General features: G+C 37.0%; 13 protein-coding genes. 12 read left to right on the top strand and 1 reads right to left on the bottom strand.

The annotated features are described in order from the left end of the window. Window positions 1-122: 122 nt before the first annotated feature. Complete coding sequence (locus DWB61_RS06235) at window positions 123-617, bottom strand: hypothetical protein (RefSeq protein ID WP_125030036.1); 495 nt, start codon at window positions 615-617, stop codon at window positions 123-125. Between the two features lie 437 nt (window positions 618-1,054). Between DWB61_RS06235 and DWB61_RS06230 the strand changes: the two genes are divergently transcribed. The 12 genes from DWB61_RS06230 (at window position 1,055) to DWB61_RS06175 (ending at window position 22,707) form a co-directional block, all read left to right on the top strand. Continuing rightward, window positions 1,055-3,967, top strand: a complete 2,913-nt coding sequence (locus tag DWB61_RS06230; protein ID WP_125030035.1) for a triple tyrosine motif-containing protein — start codon at window positions 1,055-1,057, stop codon at window positions 3,965-3,967. Between the two features lie 296 nt (window positions 3,968-4,263). Further along, the gene (locus tag DWB61_RS06225; RefSeq protein WP_125030034.1) at window positions 4,264-7,305 is read left to right on the top strand and encodes a SusC/RagA family TonB-linked outer membrane protein; all 3,042 of its coding nucleotides are present in this window, start codon (window positions 4,264-4,266) and stop codon (window positions 7,303-7,305) included. Window positions 7,306-7,333: 28 nt separating this feature from the next. After that, window positions 7,334-8,899 (top strand): RagB/SusD family nutrient uptake outer membrane protein, encoded by a 1,566-nt coding sequence (locus DWB61_RS06220; RefSeq protein WP_125030033.1) that lies wholly within the window; start codon window positions 7,334-7,336, stop codon window positions 8,897-8,899. A gap of 74 nt (window positions 8,900-8,973) precedes the next feature. Next, complete coding sequence (locus DWB61_RS06215; protein ID WP_125030032.1) at window positions 8,974-10,377, top strand: PKD domain-containing protein; 1,404 nt, start codon at window positions 8,974-8,976, stop codon at window positions 10,375-10,377. Window positions 10,378-10,637: 260 nt separating this feature from the next. Beyond that, window positions 10,638-11,984, top strand: a complete 1,347-nt coding sequence (locus DWB61_RS17750) for a family 16 glycosylhydrolase (RefSeq protein WP_197091134.1) — start codon at window positions 10,638-10,640, stop codon at window positions 11,982-11,984. Window positions 11,985-12,023: 39 nt separating this feature from the next. Next, the gene (locus DWB61_RS06205; protein WP_125030031.1) at window positions 12,024-12,863 is read left to right on the top strand and encodes a glycoside hydrolase family 16 protein; all 840 of its coding nucleotides are present in this window, start codon (window positions 12,024-12,026) and stop codon (window positions 12,861-12,863) included. 51 nt (window positions 12,864-12,914) lie between these two features. Then, window positions 12,915-14,471, top strand: a complete 1,557-nt coding sequence (locus tag DWB61_RS06200; RefSeq protein WP_125030030.1) for a sugar porter family MFS transporter — start codon at window positions 12,915-12,917, stop codon at window positions 14,469-14,471. Between the two features lie 104 nt (window positions 14,472-14,575). After that, window positions 14,576-18,034, top strand: coding sequence for a hypothetical protein (locus DWB61_RS06195; protein ID WP_125030029.1), 3,459 nt, complete (start codon window positions 14,576-14,578; stop codon window positions 18,032-18,034). 78 nt (window positions 18,035-18,112) lie between these two features. Continuing rightward, window positions 18,113-19,039, top strand: coding sequence for a glycoside hydrolase family 17 protein (locus DWB61_RS06190; protein ID WP_125030028.1), 927 nt, complete (start codon window positions 18,113-18,115; stop codon window positions 19,037-19,039). Between the two features lie 6 nt (window positions 19,040-19,045). Beyond that, entirely contained in the window at window positions 19,046-19,984 is a 939-nt protein-coding gene (locus tag DWB61_RS06185) for a glycoside hydrolase family 17 protein (protein WP_156190162.1), read from the top strand. Between the two features lie 72 nt (window positions 19,985-20,056). Then, on the top strand, window positions 20,057-21,148 hold the full coding sequence (locus DWB61_RS06180; RefSeq protein WP_125030027.1) for a glycoside hydrolase family 17 protein: 1,092 nt from the start codon (window positions 20,057-20,059) through the stop codon (window positions 21,146-21,148). A 62-nt stretch (window positions 21,149-21,210) separates the two neighbouring features. Continuing rightward, window positions 21,211-22,707, top strand: a complete 1,497-nt coding sequence (locus DWB61_RS06175; RefSeq protein ID WP_125030026.1) for an MFS transporter — start codon at window positions 21,211-21,213, stop codon at window positions 22,705-22,707. The last annotated feature ends 13 nt before the right edge of the window (window positions 22,708-22,720 follow it).

Raw genomic sequence — 22,720 nt, 5'->3', positions numbered from 1 at the left:
CACTGAAATTTGATAGGTGTGATATTTGTTTGCCATTCAGGTATCAGCAGTGTTTTTGAAATAGGGTGTAAAGAATGAGCATTGATAAGTTGTGACTATACAGGTTGAGTTACGTTTTCTAACTAAGCATACTCTCCAAATTCCTCTTCTCTTTGTTTCTGGAGTTTTATGAGATTCTTACTTAGGTTTTCCCAAATGTATTTAGGATCCTCTTTTTCTGTAGGATTACTATTAATTGTTTCAAGTGCTAGGAACGTTTTTGTTAGTCTATCAAGGTTTAATTCTGTAGGTATAAGTTTGATGATCCTGTTGAGTACTTGCTTTTTTGCTGTATATAAATTTTGAATATAGTCTCCTTCTTCAACTAAGCCAGCATCTCTAATTTCTGAACACTCTTCTGTTGCTTGAATCTCATCATGCTTAACTCTATCATTAATAGCCAAACTTGTTCTGTACTTATCTCTAAATTTAGTCAGGGTAGCTCTCGATATTTTGGTCTCTTTATTTGTTTTGGAGATGTTAAAGCTATTTGCTCTCATTATCTCCATAATCTTTCCAACCTCCTCAGGACTATAAGCCTTGGATCTGTTGCTAGTATTCTTGTTGAACTTAGTCATGATGGAGTATTTTGAGATGTAAAATTTACTTACCTTAAAGTTAGATGGATGTGTTTTAAGTTCCTGTTTATTATAAACGTAAATGCAATCGCTAGGATAAGTTATCATGCTGTTTATTCATACAAGTCTTTTTAAAAGGATACGGCTCAATATCACAAGTCTACAATCATCAAAATGACTTGTTATTCTTTGACGGTCTCTTATTTTAAAAGATATGCTTAAAGAAAACACACTTGAAGAATTAGTCAGACATATTTTTGTTATTGATTTGTATTCCTATTACTTTTCCTATCTAATCGTTTCTAAGCTTTTTTTTCATAATTTAAGCTGATGAAATTTCTTTAATAACTCGTATCGCTGAAAACTATAGTTTTCATACTGGAATGTTTAATGCACTTGAATGACCGTAGCGAGTTTTGATTCTAAAATGTTTTATTGTGAGAAAATTATTCAGCTTAAGTATAATCTTTTGTTTTGTTGCCAGTAGTGTTTTTTCTGAGATTAAAAATGTAGGGGTTCCATTTATACGTAGTTTTTCTAAACGGGAATATAAAGGGGGGGCACAGAATTGGAATATGGTTCAGACCATGAATGGCTTAATGTATTTTGCCAATAATGATGGGGTTTTAGAATTTGATGGTAATTCGTGGCGCTTAATTCCCATGCCAAATCGTTCTGTTGTTCGCTCCCTGGCAGTAGATAGTTTGCAAAGGGTTTATGTAGGTGCTTATAATGAATTGGGTTATTTAGAACCGAATGATCAGGGTAAGTTAAATTATCACTCTCTAGTAGATTTAGTACCTGAGGCTGAACGGGATTTTTCTGAGATTTGGCAAATTTTCCCCTTTGAGGATGGTGTCCTTTTTCATTCCTTTCAAAAGATACTTTATTATAAGGGTGGGGAAGTTACGGTTTTTAATGCTGATACTGAGTTTCACTATAGTTTTTTGATAGATAATCAGCTATTTATCCAAGAAAAAGAAAAAGGCTTGTGTCTTTGGAATAAGCAGAATGTTGAGCAGGTAAGCGGTGGTGAATTTTTTAAAGATCTCGAAATTGTGAGCATTTTGCCATATACAGATCATTCTATAATTATTGGCACAGCAATGTCTGGGCTGTTTTTGTTTGATGGGGATAAGATTCAAGCCTGGGATACCGCACTTAATTCAACATTAAAAAAGGATCGCTTGTTTTCGGGCATTTCGCTTGGTAATAGCTTTTATGCTTTTGGAAGTGTGATGAATGGCCTATATATTCTGGATAAGTCCGGTCATTTGGTTCAGCATATAAATTCTGATAAGGGCTTGCAAAACAATACCATATTATGCCTTTTTAAAGATCTGGAAGAAAACCTTTGGTTAGGGCTCGATAATGGGATTGATTACCTTGAGATTAGTTCTCCTTTGTCTCTATTGAAAACGAATATCGGTACAGGTTATGCCTCTGTTGTTCATGACAATTATCTTTATCTGGGAACCAATATGGGGCTGTTTTGTAAAACGCTTCCTGTCGACTCAGATTCTAAGTTAAAAGCAGATGATTTAGAATTGGTTAAAAATACACAGGGGCAGGTTTGGTCTTTGCAAGTGGTTGACGGAGAATTGATTTGCGGGCACAATAAGGGTACCTTTCGAATTGAAAAGAATCAGGCTGAATTGATTTGCGATAATGAAGGAGGCTGGAAATATCTATATAAAAAAGAATTTCCAAACAGAATGATTGGAGGAACCTATTCTGGATTAATCCTGTTTGAGAAATCGGCAAAAAGTCAGTGGAAATGGCAGTTTGTGAAAGAGATCGAAGGTTTTAATGAATCGTCTCGCGAAATGATTTGGAACGATGACAATTCCATATGGATGTGTCATGGTTATAAGGGAGTATACCGTATCTTTTTAAACCCCACTTTGGATACCTGTGTCAATTTCAGTTTTTATGACGAAGGTGATGGTTTTGACTCACGTCTAAATATCAATGTTCAAAAGGTACACGACGAAATTGTTTTTTCTAGTCCCAATGGTTTTTATAAATACCAGTCCGAATTAGATCGCTTTGATGAGCATAAATATCTAAATGATTTATTTAGGAATGAGGACAGTGTAAGTAAACTGATTGAGGATCAGAATGGGGATGTCTGGTTTTTTCAAGGGGCAGATATGGGCTTGTTAAAGCGACAAATAGGGAATTCTTATGAGTTGATTCAGAAGCCCTTTGTTTCTTTGAAGGATGCCTTTACCAATGCTTTTGAGAATGCTTACACTTACGATCGGAAAAATGTGTTGATTGGTACCGAACAAGGCTTTGTACATTATAATCCCTCCATAACAAAACGATACGATTCCGATTTTCATGTTCTTATTCGTGAAGTAAGCCTCACTAGTCCTAAGGATTCTGTTATTTATTTTGGCGGAGACAATCAAGCTGGTTTGGTGGCTGGTGATGGCTTAGTGTCATTGCCTTATAGTAATAATGCTTTACGCTTTAATTTTTCTGCACCACAATATAGCGATCCAGGTTTAGTGCGTTATCACTATCAATTAATTGGTTTTGAAGATGCTCCATCACTCTGTGGAAGTACACTACAGAAAGAGTATACGAATCTACCAGAGGGGGATTATATTTTCAGACTTGATGCTCATAATCAACATGGGATTAAAGCAAAGTCTACTGAATTCCGTTTTTCGATCTCACCTCCTTGGTACAGGTCTTTAGTGGCTTACTTCTTTTATCTACTTGTTTGTGTTTTTATTCTACTTCTAACTGTTTTTCTAATCAGGAGAAGAATAAAAATCGTACAAATACGCCTAAAACAAAGGCAAGAGGAAGAGTTAAAAGTTAAAGAACAAAAGTTTAGGGAAGAGGCCCTTTTGGTTGAAAAGGAAATTGTGCAGTTACGAAATGAGAAGCTTAAAAATGAAGTTGTGTTCAAGAATCGCGAATTGGCCAGTTCTACTATGAATATTATTCATAAAAATGAGGTGCTCTCATATGCCTTGGGTGAATTGAAAAAAGCTTTGAAGAAAATTCAGGATCCAACTGCTCTTGTTCAGGTTAAAAAATTGGCAAAAACAGTGGAAAAGGAATTCAATAGCGAAGAGGATTGGGAGCAATTCGAGTTGAATTTCGATCAGGTACATGCCAATTATCTTCAGAAACTGAGAAAGGAATACCCTCAGCTTTCTCCCAAAGATTTAAGAATGTGTGCCTATCTAAGAATGAACCTTTCAACCAAAGAAATCGCACCTCTAATGAATATTTCGGTTCGGGGTGTTGAAATCAGTAGATACCGTTTAAGAAAGAAATTTGAATTACACAGGGATGATAATCTGATTGAATTTCTATTAAATATATAAAGAGGCTTTGAATTAATAAAAGGATGGAGATATCTGTTTATCTCTCCATGTTTTTTTTTGATGTATTAATGAAAGAAAGTGTAGGATTTTTATTTGTTTTATTATTTATTCACAGTCAGGTTGTTATGTGTTAATATTTGTTAAATGATGTATTAGTGATGTATTGTGTTTAAGTATATGATGTATTCGTGATGTACTCGATTTTTTGCTTTGGAGAGAAAGTCGGGTCATATTGCAAACGATTTAAACGCGTATGAATCGATCACTAATTCAATCTAAACTAAAACAAAGAGCACATGAAAAAAACAGTCTTGTTTTTATTTCTGACATTTTTATGTTGGAATACGTTTGCGCAAGGACATACGGTCAACGGTGTCGTTACCTCGGCTGAAGATGGCTTACCTATGCCATTTGCATCAGTTGTACTTAAAGGTACAACTATAGGGACATCGACCGATTTCGATGGAAATTATTCAATACAGGCAGATGATGACGCTATAATAGTGTTTTCTATGGTTGGTTTTGCCTCTCAGGAAATTAAAGTTGGCAGTCAAACTACCATAAATGTAACACTTGCTGTTGACAATATGGGCTTGGATGAAGTCGTTGTTATTGGTTATGGTGTACAGAAAAAGAGTTCGGTAACAGGTTCTATATCCTCAGTAAAAGCTGAAGATATCCAGAAAATGCCTATTCAGCGAGCAGAACAAGCTTTGCAAGGGCAAGTTGCCGGAGTTCAGGTAACAATGGATTCAGGTCAGCCAGGTGCTGGACTATCTGTTAACATTAGAGGTGTTGGTACCACAGGGAATTCACAGCCACTTTATATTATAGATGGCAATCCTGTAGGTGATATCTCTTATTTGTCTTCAACAGATATTGGAAGTATGGAAGTTTTGAAAGATGCTTCTGCTTCTGCTATTTATGGAGCAAGGGGTGCTAATGGTGTTGTTATTATTACAACTAAGCAGGGAACCAAAGGTGAAGCTAAGCTATCTTATGATGGCTATTATGGTATTCAGAATGCATCGAGAAATATGGATGTTCTAAATGCAAGCGACTATGCTATGATCATTAATGAATCTTTGTTGAATGCTGGTAGAGATAGTTCTTCACCAGACTGGATTCAGGATGCTGAAATTACTGGTATTGGTTCTGGTACGGATTGGCAAAACAAAATTTTCAGAAATAATGCGCCTATTCAAAGTCATACTCTATCTCTTAATGGTGGAAATGAAAAGATCTTGTATTCAACTGCATTATCATACTTCAGTCAGGATGGTATTGTTTCTGAAGACAAATCGAGCTATGAGCGTGTTAACTTCCGTGCGAAAGGTGATTATACCTCTTATAACAAGAAGTTAAAAGTGGGTTCATCCTTTGTTTATTCTCACAGTACGTCCCAAGGTGTTGATCCTAATAATGTTTATAACTCGCCATTGGCTCAGGCTATAAACATCGATCCTATTTCTGTAGTTAAAGATTCTGAAGGAGACTTTGGTAAGCCTATTCGTAATATGCAGGAAATTGTGAATCCAATTGCAGCCATGTATTACCTGAATGATGAATACAAAACAGATAAAATTGTTGCAAATCTTTATGCAGAATATAAGGTGATGGATCACGTGAAAGTGAGAACATCAATAGGTATTGATTACGCCTACCAATGGCACGATGTATATAAGCCTATTTACGAATTAAGTACAATTAGCAAGAATGATAAAACCAGAGTGGATAAAACCATGAACAACTGGTACAGTACTAACTGGGAAACTACAATCAACTATAACAATACGTTTGGAGAGCATGAGCTTGACGTGATTGCAGGAACAACAGCTTACACTAACAATTACGAGAATCTAAGCGGTAGTGGTAGTGAATTGATAATTGGAGGTAAAGAATATGCTTACATTGATAATGTAGGTAATATAGAAAGTAAATCAGCAGGTGGAACTTTTGACTCAAATTCTTTATTGTCCTTGTTTGGACGTGCTAATTATAGCTTCAAAGATAGATATATGGCATCGGTGACTGTTCGTCGTGATGGATCATCCCGTTTTGGACCGAATAACCGTTATGCAACTTTCCCTTCTGTTTCTACCGGATGGATTATGTCTGAAGAGAATTTCCTAAAGGACAAATTAGGTCCGATTACTTTTATTAAGCTAAGAGCTAGTTGGGGTCAGAATGGTAATGAGAATATTGGTAATTTCAGATACCTTTCTTCTATTGCTAACAATCATAACTACAACTTTAATGCAGGTACTATTGTAAATGGTTCTTCTCCTTCTAAAATTGCAAATCCTGATCTTAAATGGGAAACTTCAGAGCAAACCGATATTGGTATTGATTTACGATTGGGTTCTAATTTCTACATGAATTTCGATTACTACGATAAGAGAACTAAGGATCTTTTGATTGATGCACCAATTCCAGGTTATATTGGTAACAGTGCACCAACCGTAAATGGAGGAACTGTACAGAACAAAGGTGTTGAGTTTCTATTAGGTTACAATGGCCGTACAAATGACTTTTCTTACGGAGGAACACTTAACTTTTCGGCTAACAAAAACGAAATGTTGGAGATCAACAACGATGAAGGTATCATTTATGGTAATGTGAATATTGGTCCTTCTGGAATGAAAAACTTAACCATCGCTAAAGTAGGCCAACCAATTGGTTATTTCTGGGGATGGGAAACTAATGGCATCTATCAAAATCAAGCACAAATTGATAATAGTGGATCGCATCAATCTAACGCCACTCCTGGTGATTTGATCTATGTTGACCAGAATGAAGATGGTGTGATGGATGATGCTGATAGAATCAATCTGGGTGATCCTCATCCTGATTTTACTGTTGGTTTAAACCTGAACTTCTCTTATAAGAACTTCGATTTAAGTATGTTCTGGTATGGTGTTGTTGGCAATCAAATTGTTGATGCGACACGTCGTTATGATTTACCTAATGCTAACTATCAAACATCTGTTTTAGATAGATGGACCGGTGAAGGTTCAAGCAATAAGACGCCTAAGGTATCTTGGAGTGATAGTAACAATAATAGAGGAAATTTCTCTGATTATATGGTTGAAGATGCTGACTATTTAAGACTTAAGAATATTCAATTAGGTTATTCTTTACCAAAATCTGTTCTGAATAAACTTAATATCGAGCGATGCAGATTTTATGTTTCTGGTGATAACCTATTGACATTCACCAAATATTCAGGATTCGAGCCTGAGATTGGAAACAGTGAAAATGTATTCTACACTGGTATCGATCAGGGAATTTACCCTCAGGCAAGAGTCTTTACTATAGGTGCTAATATCACTTTCTAAGATATTTTTAACAGATAAAACTAAAACAATGAAAAAGATAATATATATACTTCTTTTTGCTGTTACTTTCATGGGCTGTGAAGACTATCTTGAGAAAAGTCCAGTGACGGAGCAGACCGAAGAAAGCTTCTATCGTACAGAAGACGATATGTTCAGAGCTTTAATTTCAGCTTACGAGCCACTTCAAAGAAACTGGGGAGAGAGCTTGCAATTAACCATGGATATTGTTTCGGACGATGCTTATGGAGGAGGAGGTTCTGCTACTGATGGTGTTTCAGGAAAGAAAGCTGACAGAGGAATAACAACCCCTTCAGAGGGCATGTGGAGTGCTATGTGGAACGACCACTATGCTGGTGTTTATGGCGCAAACGTCTTTTTGGAAAAAGTTGATGCTTCTGAAATCTCAGAAGAGCAGAAAACTCAATTTAAGGGCGAAGTTCTTTTCTTAAGAGCTTATTACTATGCCAACTTAGTGCGTATTTTCGAAAATGTTCCCTTGATCACGAAAACACTAGCTACGTCAGAATATTCGCAGGCTGCAGCACCAGTTGCAGATGTGTATGCTCAAATAGCAAGCGATTTGGAAACCTCAATTTCATACCTAGAGGGTGTTACTTACAACAATGATCAAAAAGGAAGAGTTACAGAATGGGCTCCCAGAGCCTTATTAGCTAGAATGTTCCTTTTCTATGATGGTGTTTATGGTAATGGCGATGCAAGTTCTATAATGCCAGGAGATGTTACCGGTTCTGATGTTTTGACTTATTTAAATGAAGTTATTGATAATAGTGGTGCAGATCTTTTACCAGATTTTGGAAATCTTTGGGGACACTCTGAATTTACAGATTCATGGGTTGAAAACTCAGTAGAAGGTGTTTTTGAGGTGCAATTCTCGAATCAAGGCGAAGGCTGGCAATGGTATAATGCACCATTTGATATTGGTAATAAAATGGTTGTTTTTGTTGGGCCAAGAGGTACCGGTGCTGATTCTGAATATTATTCAGGTTGGGGTTTCTCACCAGCTACTCAACAACTATATGATTCTTATGAGGATGGTGATCTTCGTAGAGATTTTACACTTCTTGATATGGTCGCTGAATTGGGCGATGGTAACTTCGAAGAGGCTGACCAGTACACAGGTTACTTGAATAAAAAGTATGCAGGTCTTAAAAGTCAGGTGCCTGATGTTGGACAAGAACAATTGAACTTCCCTCAGAATTATATTTCAATTCGATTTGCCGATGTTTTATTGATGGCTGCCGAAATGGAAATTCATTTGGGATCTGCTGCTAATGCTGCAGTTCATTACAATAAAGTTAGAGCTCGTGCTTTTGGCGATTCATATTCATCAGTTAGTACGGTGACTTTAGAGCAAATATTCCAAGAAAGAAAGTTGGAATTTGCCTTAGAAGGAATCAGATATTGGGACTTGCTTCGAAGAGGTATGCCTGTTTTGGAAAGTGCCGTTCAGGCAACGAATTTAGGTGGAATTTATGATTCTGCAGTTAATTCAGCAGCCAGAGGATTCTGGCCAATTCCTTCAACTGAAATTGCACTGTCGAACTATGCCTTAGAGCAAAACGATGGTTATTAATAAGTCGAAATCAAATCATCTTACATGATTAATGAATTTCAGGACTTATTTGGTAATTATTTAAAATTAAAATTATGAAAAAAATATTATATTTTATTTTGCTCTTAGTTGTTGCTGTGTCTTGTTCTCCCGATGAGTACAGTACACCTGAAAACCTAACGGCAGAACAAATTGACTGGGGCTACACAGCTACCGATATCACCAATGAATATACACTATACAACAACACGCCTGGTGTAAGTTCAACTTGGGATTTTGGTAATGGTGTGACTCAAAAAGGAAGCTCGGTTACAGCGCAGTATACCTTTGCTGGAACCTATACCGTTAAGCTTACAGTTATCTCTCAGGGTGGTGTGATTATTCTTGAGGATGAAATTGTAACAACTGTTGATAATCCATCTTTTCTTTCAGGATATCCTTACGATCAACTCGTAGGAGCTGGAGAACAAGTATGGGCTGTTGACGGGTATTCAAAAGGTGCTTTTGGCTTAGGACCTACCTTGGCTAATCCTACCGAATGGCATGCTGATGCTAAAGGTGCTCGTTTAGATAAAGGATTATATGATGACCGATTTACCTTTAAAATTACGGAATCAGGTTTAACCTTAACTCAACTAACCAATGGTGATGTTTATGCCAATGGTGGATGGGCTGCAGACTTAGGTTCTACAGATGGACATCAGGAACCAGATGGTGGTGACTTTATCATGCCGCATACAGGTGGTGATTTTGTTTGTACTATAGCAGGTGAAAAGTTGACTGTAACAGGAGGTGGTTTCTTAGGTTACTACGCAGGTGCTCATGAGTATGAAATCATAACTCTAACTGAAGATTTATTAGAAGTTGCATTTTGGGATACTAATGCCAATTTCTATTGGTTTACAAGATTTGCACCTGTTGATAAATTAACACCAGAACCAGAACCAGTTGTTAAAGAGCTTGAGAGTAATGATATCGCTGACGATTTTGAAGGCAATGGTAATATTATATGGGATACAGCAGCAATTGATGGTTTTGATATCATTGATAATTTTGCGCCATCAGATGTTAATTCGTCCGACAATATTATTAAGTACCAAAAAGGTGCTGGCGAATGGTCAAGTGTTTTGACTGTACTTGATTATATCATTGATTTATCTACAAGAAACCAATTCACAATGAAGGTTTTTGTTCCAGCTTTTAATGATTATACTACTGTTTGTGATCCAGGAACACCTTGGATTGCAGATCATAATCTTAAGCCTCAGATTGATGTGAAACTACAAGATAGTTCATTAGGAGGTAATGCTTGGCAAACACAGCAGGTTCGTAGCCATACTTTAACTGAAGCTCAGTTTGGTACATGGGTAGAATTAACTTTTGATTACAGCGATGTTTCTGATCGTGTTGATTTTGACCAGATTGTCATTCAACTTGGAGCAGAAGGACATTGTAATTCTGGTCTTTTCTATATCGACGATTTCCAGTTGTTACCTTAATTAGTTTATGCCAGAGCACAGACCGTGCTCTGGCATATTCTCACCAATGTCTTTTTTTCAAAATTCAAATTGATTTATTAAGATTCATTCATGAATTTTTAAGCAATAAGTGGTAATTGTGAAGCTCACACTACCTTCTGAAGTATTTATCTGTAATCACCATAGGGTAATGGCTTTCAGTGCAATCTTATTGCTTTTTTTTTAATACTAATTAAGTAATTAGTTAGCTGCTAGTCATGAATAATTAATCGATAATACCTATGAAAACCTTACGCTCTCTTACATTTCTAAGTATACTTTTCTCCATATTTTTTGCCTCTGTTCTATTGTCATGTCAAAAGAGTGATGATGAGGAAAGTTATATGCCTGATTTTACTTTTAGTGAGGATGTTAATGATGCAAATAAAATTGTGTTTTCAAATACAAGTAAGGGATCGTATTTATTTATGCAGTGGGATTTCAGTAATGGAGAAGTTTCTGAAAAAGAACGTGCCAATACAAATGATCAAACCGTTTTCTATTCTGAAAAGGGAGATTATAAGGTTCAGTTAACGCTTTGGGGACTTGATAATAAGTTGTCGAATAATAAGGTTGCGACCAAAACAATCAGTATTGATCAAGATGTATTTCTTGCTGGTTTTACGTATTCAATTGATGAGTCTAAACCTAATTTTGTCACTCTAACTAATACAAGTCAAGGTGATTATGATAATATTTCATGGTCTTGCAATGGCAAGGAATATATGGGAGATAATATTTATGAGTTAGAGATTTATTTGCCCAGAGCAGGTACTTATGATGTGGACTTACATGTTTATAAAGATGGTTTTGAAGAACTTTTGACAAAACAGATTACAATAGCACAAGACGATCCTGATTATTTGGACAATATGACTTTGGTTTGGTCTGATGAATTTGATGGAACTGAAATTAACACCGACTATTGGACTTTTGAAACCGGATCTGGTGGCTGGGGGAACAATGAACTACAAAATTACACCAATGGTGATAATGCTGAAATCGCTGATGGTAAGCTTATTATCACTGTCCGAAAAGAGAATGAATTTAAGGTGGCAGGTTCTTACACCTCTACTCGCATGATCTCTAAAGGGAAGAAAGAATTTACATATGGTCGAATGGAAGTTCGTGCCAAATTACCCTCTGGAACTGGAATGTGGCCAGCCATATGGATGTTGGGAGGAAATATAAGTACTGAAGGATGGCCAGCCTGTGGCGAAATTGATATCATGGAGTATGTCGGGTATCAACCTGATGTGGTACATGCAACAGTACATACTACTTCTGGTTCTGGAGCTAATGGCGATGGAAGCAGCAAAGCATTGGAAACGGCTGAGGAAGCATTTCATGTTTACGGACTTATTTGGGATGCTAAGGAGATGATTTTTTATATCGACTCACCTGAGAATGTAACTCATACATACGCGCCATTTAATAAAACGGCTAGCAACTGGCCATTTGATCTCTCTCAATTTTTTATACTGAATGTTGCTGTTGGTGGGAATTGGGGAGGCGTACAAGGTGTTGATAATACCATCTTCCCACAAAGTATGGCGGTTGATTACGTGCGTGTATATCAATCAAATTAACTAGACAAAGTATAAGCATAAGTCTTAAAAGAATAGATCATGCAACTAAAAAATACAATAATACTATTAGGAATGATATTTCTCTTTGCAAGTTGCAAGGGGAAAAAATCAGAATCTAAAACAAAAAATATAAACAGCTCCCAAACTGACTATTACCAATTGGTTTGGAGCGACGAGTTTGATTATACGGGTTTACCCGATTCAACCAAATGGGTTTACGATACAGAAGGTAATGCCGACGGATGGGGTAATCATGAAGCTCAACATTATACCAAAGCAAATAAAGAAAATGCCTGGGTTGAAAATGGTATTTTAAACATTACAGCTTTAAAAGAGCAAAAAGAAGGAAAAGAATATACGTCGGCACGCTTAAATTCAAAAGTAAGCTGGCTACAGGGTAAAATTGAAGTGAATGCTAAACTTCCAAAGGGAAGAGGGACCTGGTCTGCCATATGGATGATGCCCGAAGGCTGGAGCTATAAAGATGGGGATTGGCCCAATATTGGTGAAATCGACATTATGGAACATGTAGGACATAATTTAGGTACCATTCATGCTTCGGCTCATTCTAAAGATTATCAATGGCAAACTAATACACAACAAACAGATACCATACAAATAGCTGAGGTGTCTGAAAAATTTCATTCTTACATATTGGAATGGTCACCAGAGCTGATGAAAGCTTATGTGGATGACAAACTCTATTTTGAGTATAAAAACGAAGGTTTGGGCAAATCAAAATGGCCGTATATCAAGCCATTCTATCTGATCATGAATCTTGCTGTAGGAGGCGCTTGGGGCAATGTACAGGGGATTGATGAGAATGCCTTCCCACAAAGTATGCAAGTTGACTATGTCAGAATCTATCAGAAAAAATAATCTCATTCATAGCCGATTGTGGCTAGTGAATTTTAAATAAAGTTAGAATATATGAATTTAAGATATACAATTTTTGTATCGTTTATAGTTGCATTGGGAGGCTTCCTAATGGGATTCGATGCGTCTGTTATATCGGGTGTTGTAAAATTTATTGAACCTCAATTTGATTTAACGAAAATTCAATTGGGATGGGCTGTTAGTTGCCTAACCCTAACTGCGACTTTGGCCATGTTTTTGGCGGGTCCTTTAAGTGATAAATTAGGACGAAGAACGGTGCTTAAATACGCCGCAGCACTTTATTTTATTTCAGCAATAGGATCAGCGATAGCTCCCAGCTTTTGGTTTTTAGTTCTGGCCAGAATGGTCGGAGGGTTTGGTGTTGGAGCGTCGCTGATTATTGCTCCTATCTACATTGCTGAAATTGCGCCATCTAAGATGAGAGGAACCATGGTTTCTCTAAATCAATTGAATATTGTACTGGGGATATCGGTCGCATTTTTCACCAATTACATGATTTTACAATTAGGAAAATCAAATACAGGCTGGGCGGAAATGTTACAGTTTAATAATTACAACTGGCGTTGGATGCTTGGTTTGGAAGCCCTACCTGCTATCATATATTTCATATTTCTATTTTTCGTTCCTCGCAGTCCAAGGTGGTTAGCCATGAATGGATTGGATAACGAGGCCTTACAGGTGATGGCGAAATCATTGGGAGCCGAAGAGGCAAAACTTCAATTAAAGTCGATTTCTCAGAGTATTAAAGCCTCTTCACAAAAGGAGAAAACTTCACTAAAAGAACTCTTTAAACCTTCCATGAAACTTGTTTTGTTGATTGGTATTGTCATAGCTGTTACTCAGCAAATTACAGGTATTAACTCCGTGTTCTTTTATGCACCCATGATTTTTGAACAAACTGGTATTGGTACCGACGCTTCATTTTCGCAAGCCATACTGGTTGGACTTATTAATCTGGTGTTTACGCTTTTTGCCATTGGGTTAGTCGACCGTATCGGAAGAAAACCTCTTTTGATTTTTGGTTTAACTGGCATCGCGATCTCTATGTTTATCCTTTCTACAGGATTTAGCAAAGCAACTTATCAATTAACCGAAGATAAAATTCAGGCATGCGAGTCATTTGTAGATATAGAGCATCTTTCGTCCATGCAAAATGTCGTTTACTATAGCGACCTGGACTTTAATAAAGCATTAAGAAATAGTGTAAGCGAAAAGGCTTTTAAAGAGCATCAAACAGATTTTATCTCGAAAGCAATTAGTATTAACCCCTGGTTAGTTTTGATTGGTATTCTAGGCTTTGTTGCCTCTTTCGCCATTTCAATCGGACCGGTTATGTGGGTCTTGTTCTCAGAGTTATTTCCCAACCGTATTCGGGGACTTGCCATCTCTTTTGTTGGCTTGATAAATTCAGGAATAAGCTTCCTTGTTCAACTTGTCTTTCCATGGGAACAGATGAATTTTGGTAATGCAACAACCTTCCTTATTTATGGAATCTTTGGAGCTTTAGGACTCGTATTTGTCTTTTTTATGCTACCAGAAACTAAGGGTAAATCTCTGGAAGAATTGGAATTAATACTTGTAAAAGAATAATAAACAGACTCTTCAATCGGTATAATACAATTGGGAGTTTATAATATAAGAAGCAGACGTTTTTACTATTGAAAGTAATTGAAGTAGAATCAATTAATATTAAAATGAAGAAGAATAACATTTATTTGGGAGATACGAATTTGAATTACAGCGGGGCTGAAGTTGAGGGGGAATTCGTTGAGCTACATGATGAAAAGTTTTACAAGATCAGTAATTCTGATCAAATGTCAGACTTCTTTATGAGTATTGTCAGTGATTCCGATCACTGGATGTTCATATCGAGTAATGGTTCTTTATCAGCAGGAAGAAAAGACAGGAATAATGCCTTGTTTCCTTATTATACTGTTGATAAGATTCACGATTACAGAGATAAAACAGGGAGTAAAACCATTGTTTTAGTTGAAAAGGATGAGAAGACTCTATTGTGGAAACCTTTTTCCAATGGCCTTAGAAATATATATAAGATTGAAAGAAATTTGTATAAGAGTATCTATGGCAACAAAATCATTTTTGAAGAGGTCAATTTCGACTTAGGGATGAGTTTCCAATATGGCTGGAGTAATACCGAGAAATTTGGCTTTGTGAAAACATCAAAGGTGTCCAATCTTAGTGATAAAATGGTAAAATTCGAGATTATCGATGGGATTGAAAACATCCTGCCTAGTGGTGTCGATTACGATTTTCAGAATGAATACAGTAATTTATTAGATGCCTATAAAAAGAGTGAACTGCTTGAGGAAAGTGGTCTTGGATTATACATGCTGAGTTCAATTCCTGTTGACAGAGCAGAACCAAGTGAGTCTCTAAAAACCTCAACGGTTTGGTCTTATGGATTGGAGGGGAGTAAAATTCTGTTGTCAGCTAAGCAAATTAACCGCTTTAAAGAAGGTTATTCTGTTGAAACGGAGATCGATATAAGAGCTGCCAAAGGGGCTTATTTTTTAAATTCTGAGCTTGAGTTGGGGCAAAATGAATCCAAAGAGTGGATGATCATTACGGAACTTAATCAGGATAGTGTTGCAGTAGCCAATCTGAATAAGTTTATTAAAACCGAAAAAAATATTGCTGATTTAATAGCGGAAGATATTGCTTTAGGAACCAATAATTTGATCAAAATTGTTGCTGATGCTGATGGTTTGCAAATGGGAGAGGATGACTTGGCTTACGCTCGTCATTTTTCCAATACGCTTTTCAATGTCATGCGAGGTGGTATTTTTGTAGATAATTACCTTGTAGACTCTGCTGATTTTAAATTGTTTGTTCAGCAAACCAATAAACCAATAGCTAAGAAATTTCAAGAGTGGATTGATCAATTACCTCCAGAAATTGCTTATGCGGAATTGAATCAATTGGCCGAAGAGACCAGTAATTCAGATTTGATCAGAATTTGTTATGAATACCTTCCTCTAACCTTTAGTCGAAGACATGGTGATCCTAGTCGACCTTGGAACCAATTTGCTATCGAAACAAAAAATGAGGACGGCTCACCAAAATTAAACTATCAGGGAAACTGGCGTGATATTTTTCAAAACTGGGAAGCTTTAGGGCTTTCATATCCTGAATTTTTGGAAGGCATGATCAGCAAATTTGTCAATGCATCAACTGCCGATGGTTATAATCCATACCGAATAACAAGAGAAGGTATCGACTGGGAATGCCCGGATCCTAATGACCCATGGGCTTATATAGGATACTGGGGCGATCATCAGATCATTTACCTTCAAAAATTTCTTGAGTTATCCAATGAATACCATCCTGGGAAATTGGATAATCTATTGACCAAAGAGAATTTTGTCTATGCTAATGTTCCTTATAGAATCAAATCATACAAGGATATCGTAAAGAATCCGCAAGATACCATTGAGTTTGATTTTGATCTAAATGATCAGATTAGAGGAATGGTTGAGGAGATTGGATCAGATGCCCGACTACTTCAAAATGGAACAGATGGCTTGTACCAAGTCAATCTAACTGAAAAGATATTAGTCACACTGCTAACTAAGCTGAGCAACTTTATTCCTGAAGCTGGTATTTGGTTAAATACCCAACGCCCGGAATGGAATGATGCCAATAATGCTTTGGTTGGTAATGGTGTGTCTATGGTTACTTTGTGTTACCTGAGACGATTCCTAAAGTTCTGGTCAGAAAAGTTTAGTGAAATTTCAATAGAGGAAGTTCATATTTCAGAGGAAGTGAAAATGCTAATGGATTCTATTTATAGTCTGTTTGTTGCAAATGCAGGTCGTTTAGAAAATGGATTTTCAGATGAAGACAGACGTCGTTTCGCTGATGTTTTAGGTGAAGCTGGAAGCACATACAGAAATGGGATTTATGAACAGTCTTTTTCAGGTTTGAAAGAAACGGTGAAGGTGAGCGAATTACTTGAGTTCACTGATCTGGCTTTAATGTATATGGATCAATCCATAAAAGTGAACAAGCGAGAAGACGGACTTTATCATGCATACAACCTAATTTCTTTTGCAGATCAAAGTGTTTCTGTACGCCATTTATATCAAATGCTTGAGGGGCAAGTTGCTGTTTTAAGTTCAGGTTATTTAAATGCTGAGGAAAGTCTTGATGTATTGAATTGTTTGAAGTGGAGTGAACTGTTTAGACGTGATCAATACAGTTATTTCCTATATCCAAACAGACAATTACCACGTTTCACTGAAAAAAATAACATCCCGGAGAAACGTGTTAAAGAATCTAAACTCTTAAGTAAACTGATTGCCAATAATGATTCTTCAATTATTACTGTTGACAGTATGGGCGGGTATCACTTTAACGGGACTTTTAGAAATGCTGAGGTTTTGAATAATGCGATGAACGATCTAAAGTCAGATGTTTACGTTCAGCTTCTTAAGGAAGAGAAAGACAAGGTGCTTGATATTTTTGAAGAGATATTTGACCACCAATCTTTTACGGGGCGTTCGGGTACTTTTTATGGATTTGAAGGATTGGGTAGTATTTACTGGCATATGGTTTCAAAGTTGTTGTTAGCTGCACAGGAAAGCTATTTTAATGCCATACAAGAAGGTGCCAGCCCGATTACTTTAGGCAAAATTAAAGACCATTATTTTGAGATTAAGGCTGGTATTGGATTATATAAATCACCGGATTTATACGGTGCTTTCCCAACTGATGCTTATTCTCATACCCCTTCTACTGCTGGAGCTCAACAACCCGGTATGACAGGGCAGGTGAAAGAGGATTTTATCTCAAGAATGGGAGAATTGGGTATCCATGTCATTAATGGAGAAATCGTATTTGATACATCTCTATTAAACGATCAGGAATTATTGAATCACACTGAGAATTTTGTTTACTACGATGCCAATGGCGAGAAGAAACAGATTGCTCTTGATGCAGGACAATTAGGATTTACATTCTGTAAAGTACCTGTAATTTATACTTCATGTGATAAGAATCAAATCGTAATTGCTTTTAAGAATGGAGAAACGAAAGTCATTCCAAATCATATAATTGACGGGGAGACAAGTGCTTTGATATTTAATCGAGGTGGTGAAGTTGAAAGGATTGAATTATCAATCACAAAGAATTAATATAATAAGGTATCTGTATAAGCATCGTTTTAGGCTTTGCTTATACAGACACTTTTAACCCTAATTAAGATCTAACCTATGTCTGTACGCAGTGAATATTTAATGTCCCTGGCCGGAACCGATTTTTCCCGGAAAACGAAGGATGAATTATTGGCTCTTTATAATCAATTATTGCATGCAGGTATGCATGGATTGTGCTTCAGTCCCTACTTGGACGGACAGGAGCCCGGCACTCAAATAAGTGAGGCACAAATAAAAAGACGAATTGAAATTATCAAGCCCCATACCCAATGGGTGAGATCATTTTCATGTACCGAAGGAAATGAACTGATTCCTAAAATTGCCAAACAAAATGGAATGAAAACCTTGGTTGGAGCCTGGTTAGGCAAATACAAAAGTATTAATGAGCAGGAAATTGAGGGGCTTATTAAGGTTGCTAAGGCTGGACATGCAGATATTGTTGCAGTAGGTAATGAAGTCTTATATCGTGAGGATTTAACAGAAGACGAATTGTTGGATTATATCTATCAGGTTAAGGAAGCATTACCAGGAATTCAGGTTGGTTATGTTGATGCCTATTATGAGTTTGGCAACCGCCCAAGAATCACAGAAGCTTGCGATATTATTTTGGCTAACTGCTACCCATTCTGGGAAGGTTGCAGTCTGGAACATTCCTATTTATATATGAAGGATATGTATAATCGCGCATTACAGGCAGGTAAGGGAAAAAAAGTCATCATTACTGAGACCGGCTGGCCTAATGTTGGCGAAAAATTTTATGGAGCTGAACCTTCTGATGAAAATGCCCTTAAATATTTTATCAATACACAATTATGGTCTAAGAAAGAGGATATTGATATTTTCTATTTTTCTTCTTTCGACGAGACTTGGAAAACCGATGATGAGGGTGATGTTGGAGCCTATTGGGGAATTTGGGATAAGGATGAGAACCCAAAATTCAAACCATCAGTTGAATTACAATCACAAGCTAAGCACACACATTAGTAAAGTATGAAGATTAAAGAACGAATAGATATAGAACCTGGAAGAGCGATTTGTTATTCAGGTTTCAGAGAAGGACAAAGTCCTGAATCAGGTATTTTTCCAAGCTACGGACAAATAAAAGAGGATCTGTTAATTCTACACGATCATTGGAAATACTTGCGTTTGTACGATTGTGATAAGCATACAGATATTGTTTTGGAAGTTATTCAAAATGAAAATCTGGATTTTAAGGTGATGCTTGGCGCTTATATAGGAGCTGAGATGAACAACTTTGGCTGCCAATGGGGAGGATTTTATTCTGAAGAGGAGTTGGCTGAAAACAAGGCAAGAAACCTGGATCAAATTAAGAAGTTGATTCAACTTGCAAATGAGTACCCTGATATTATTTTTTCCTTATCGGCTGGAAATGAGGCTTTGGTGCATTGGACAGATCATTACGTACCGATTCAGGATGTGATTAAGTATGTGAGGCTAATTAAAATGGGAACCAAACAGCCTGTTACATTTTGTGAAAACTACGTCCCATGGCAGGAAAAATTACACGAGCTGGTCGAGGAAGTTGATTTCATATCGATACATACCTATCCGGTTTGGGAATATAAAAACATTCATGAGGCTTTAGAATACACCAAGCAGAATTATTATAGCGTTGCTGACAGGTACCCTCATAAACCTGTTGTGATTACTGAGGCCGGATGGGCAACTAATTCTAATGGTAGAGGGATTGATCCTCATAATGTAAGTGAAGATCTACAGGAGGTTTATTATAAAGATTTGATGAAGTGGACAGATGAAGAAGAGATTCTTACTTTTTATTTCGAAGCTTTTGATGAATCCTGGAAAGGGTCCAATGAACCCCTGGAACCCGAAAAACACTGGGGATTGTTTACGGTAGACCGAAAACCAAAGAAAGTGATGCAAAAGATGGAACTCAGTATGGTTTAGAGATTCTTAATGGAATAAGAAGAAAACCTTACCATTTGAACTAAAACGAAGCTAACACCTAAAATACAACTCATGATTTCAGATCAACGAATCAATAGAAAAATAGCCAATTTGGCACTACTTATCTTTTTTTCATTTAGTCTTATTTGCTGTAAGCAAACGAGTAAGTCCAAACAAGCCATTACAAACGAAGCAGAACCAGAGATGAAAGCGATTAAGCAAAGTAAAGATGATTTGTTGAATGGCGTTTCAAGAGCAGTTTGTTATTCGGGCTTTCGAACGGGGCAACATCCAGACAGAGGTGAAGGAGCTATAAACCCATCAGATGAGCAGGTTCTTGAGGATTTGAAGATTATTTCTCGGGATTCACTTTTCAATTTGATTAGACTTTATGATTCTGGTGAAAATTCGGAAGCAGTTTTGAGAATAATCAAAGAAAATAAGCTTGATATTAAAGTGATGTTGGGTATATGGTTAAAAGCGGAATTGAGTGCACATGAGACTTGCGGCTGGCTCACAGAACCCATTGCTCAGGAAGTTCTTGATAAGAATAGTATTGCAAATCAGGAAGAAATTCAGAAAGGAATACAGTTAGCAAATCAATATCCGGATATAGTTGTTGCCGTGAATGTAGGTAATGAATCTTTGGTTGAGTGGAACGATCACAAAGTGGATACGGATTCTATTATTGTCTATGTTCAGAAAGTTCAGAAGGCTATTAAGCAACCTGTAACTGTTGCTGATAATTATGAGTGGTGGGCTGCAAAAGGAAGCCAGTTAGCTAAAGCTGTAGACTTTATCTCTATACATGTCTATCCGGTTTGGGAAGGTAAAGATATTGATGAAGCCATGGCTTATACCATAGAAAATGTGCAAAAAGTTCGCAATGCGCTTCCCAATAGTAAAATCGTGATTACAGAAGCTGGCTGGGCAACTGTGGCTTCAGAATTTGGTGAAAGAGCAAGTGAAGACAAGCAGGCTAGGTATTATGAAGAACTGATGAAGTGGACAAAAGAAATGAATATCACCACTTTCTTTTTTGAAGCTTTCGATGAGGATTGGAAAGGTGAAACCGCAAATCCTTTAGGGGCCGAAAAGCATTGGGGAATGTTCTCTGTCGATCGTAAACCTAAAAAGCTTATGCAGAAGATGTTCTCCCATTAAGATTCAACATCAATAGGTCCTTAATTCATAACTCATAATTACTAATTCATAAGTCAAAATATATGACACACTATAAAACAGCAAAGGAAGATATTGTCCCATTTGGGCAAAAACTAGCATTTGGATCAGGGCATTTGGCCAATCAGTTATTTCCTGCTGCTTTGGGTGTTTTTATGGTCGTTTTGGTCATGTCTCTTGGAATGAATCCTGTTCTCGCAGGTTTATTAGGTGCATTACCCAGACTTCTTGATGCTTTAACTGATCCTATAATGGGATTTATCTCTGATAATACAAGATCGAAATGGGGAAGGCGTAAGCCCTATATTTTTATTGGTAGTGCTATTACAGGTGTCGCTTTTATGGTGATGTGGCAATTAAATCCTGAAAATTCACAAACCTACAATTTCTTCTATTTCTTAATCGTATCCATATTCTTTTACATTGGTTATACCATTTTTGCAACGCCATTAATCGGGTTGGGATATGAGATGACTCCCGATTATAACGAGCGCACTCGTTTAATGGCTGTTTCTCAATGGATGGGCCAGGTAGCATGGATGATAGCGCCTTGGTTTTGGGTTATTATTTACGATCCATCAATATTTGAATCAGCACCCGCTGGAGCACGTGTTTTATCAATTTGGGTAGGCGCTATTTGTATGATTCTGGGTGTATTACCAGCTCTTTTTAATAAAGAAATGATATTGCCTGATAATAGCAAAAGAGCCAATTTATCTATGAATGAATTGGCAGCTAACACCAAAGAATTCGTGAAAGGCATTAAGCTTACAATCAAAAATAAACCTTTCATAAAACTTTGCGGCGCCACATTTCTCATATTCAATGGATTTCAAACTATTGCACAGTTCGCCATGTTCATTATAGTCTACTACCTTTTTAATGGAGATAAGGTTGCTGCTGGATCCTGGCCTGCCTGGTTTGGGACTATAAGTGCCATGGCTACCGCTTTCCTGGTTATTCCTATTGTGACAAAAATATCTGAAAAGGTAGGTAAGAAAAATGCTTTTGTTATCGCAACTCTAATATCAATGATTGGCTACGGACTGAAATGGTGGGGATTCAATCCAGCCAACCCATGGTTGATGTTTATGCCTATTCCATTCTTGTCTTTTGGCATTGGAGGCTTGTTTACGCTTATGATGTCGATGACTGCTGATGTTTGTGACTTGGATGAATTGAACAACGGAGAACGTCGTGAGGGAATGTTTGGTGCTGTGTATTGGTGGATGGTGAAGCTTGGGACTGCCTTGGCTTTATTGACCAGTGGTATTGTTTTGCAAGCTGTTGGTTTTGATCAATCAATTGATCAACAGGCCACTGAAACACTGATTAACCTGAGAATTGCGGATATCATTATCCCTATTCTGACGGCAGTAATGGCAATTTTAATTGTATGGAAATATGATATAACAGAGACTAAGGCTCATGAAATTAGAGAGGCTTTAATTCTTCGACGGGGTAAGGCTAAGCATGAGGGGCAAGAAGTCAATAATGAAAATATGACTGAAGAAGTTACTCCTTCAACCATTAAGTTGTAGTTAAAAGTAAGGA

The sequence above is a fragment of the Ancylomarina euxina genome (assembly GCF_003863355.1).
In the GTDB taxonomy this organism is placed as follows: Bacteria; Bacteroidota; Bacteroidia; order Bacteroidales; family Marinifilaceae; genus Ancylomarina; species Ancylomarina euxinus.
The sequence above is the reverse complement of the archived record's forward strand: the minus strand, read 5'-3'. Positions and strand labels throughout refer to the sequence as shown.

What these genes read in the sequence shown, in the direction of transcription:
- DWB61_RS06225 (WP_125030034.1), top strand. Translation starts at nt 4,264, where the DNA reads ATGAAAAAAACAGTCTTGTTTTTATTTCTGACATTTTTATGTTGGAAT.
- DWB61_RS06195 (WP_125030029.1), top strand. Translation starts at nt 14,576, where the DNA reads ATGAAGAAGAATAACATTTATTTGGGAGATACGAATTTGAATTACAGC.
- DWB61_RS06180 (WP_125030027.1), top strand. Translation starts at nt 20,057, where the DNA reads ATGATTTCAGATCAACGAATCAATAGAAAAATAGCCAATTTGGCACTA.
- DWB61_RS06200 (WP_125030030.1), top strand. Translation starts at nt 12,915, where the DNA reads ATGAATTTAAGATATACAATTTTTGTATCGTTTATAGTTGCATTGGGA.
- DWB61_RS06185 (WP_156190162.1), top strand. Translation starts at nt 19,046, where the DNA reads ATGAAGATTAAAGAACGAATAGATATAGAACCTGGAAGAGCGATTTGT.
- DWB61_RS06215 (WP_125030032.1), top strand. Translation starts at nt 8,974, where the DNA reads ATGAAAAAAATATTATATTTTATTTTGCTCTTAGTTGTTGCTGTGTCT.
- DWB61_RS06205 (WP_125030031.1), top strand. Translation starts at nt 12,024, where the DNA reads ATGCAACTAAAAAATACAATAATACTATTAGGAATGATATTTCTCTTT.
- DWB61_RS06175 (WP_125030026.1), top strand. Translation starts at nt 21,211, where the DNA reads ATGACACACTATAAAACAGCAAAGGAAGATATTGTCCCATTTGGGCAA.
- DWB61_RS06220 (WP_125030033.1), top strand. Translation starts at nt 7,334, where the DNA reads ATGAAAAAGATAATATATATACTTCTTTTTGCTGTTACTTTCATGGGC.
- DWB61_RS06190 (WP_125030028.1), top strand. Translation starts at nt 18,113, where the DNA reads ATGTCTGTACGCAGTGAATATTTAATGTCCCTGGCCGGAACCGATTTT.
- DWB61_RS06235 (WP_125030036.1), bottom strand. Translation starts at nt 617, where the DNA reads ATGACTAAGTTCAACAAGAATACTAGCAACAGATCCAAGGCTTATAGT.
- DWB61_RS17750 (WP_197091134.1), top strand. Translation starts at nt 10,638, where the DNA reads ATGAAAACCTTACGCTCTCTTACATTTCTAAGTATACTTTTCTCCATA.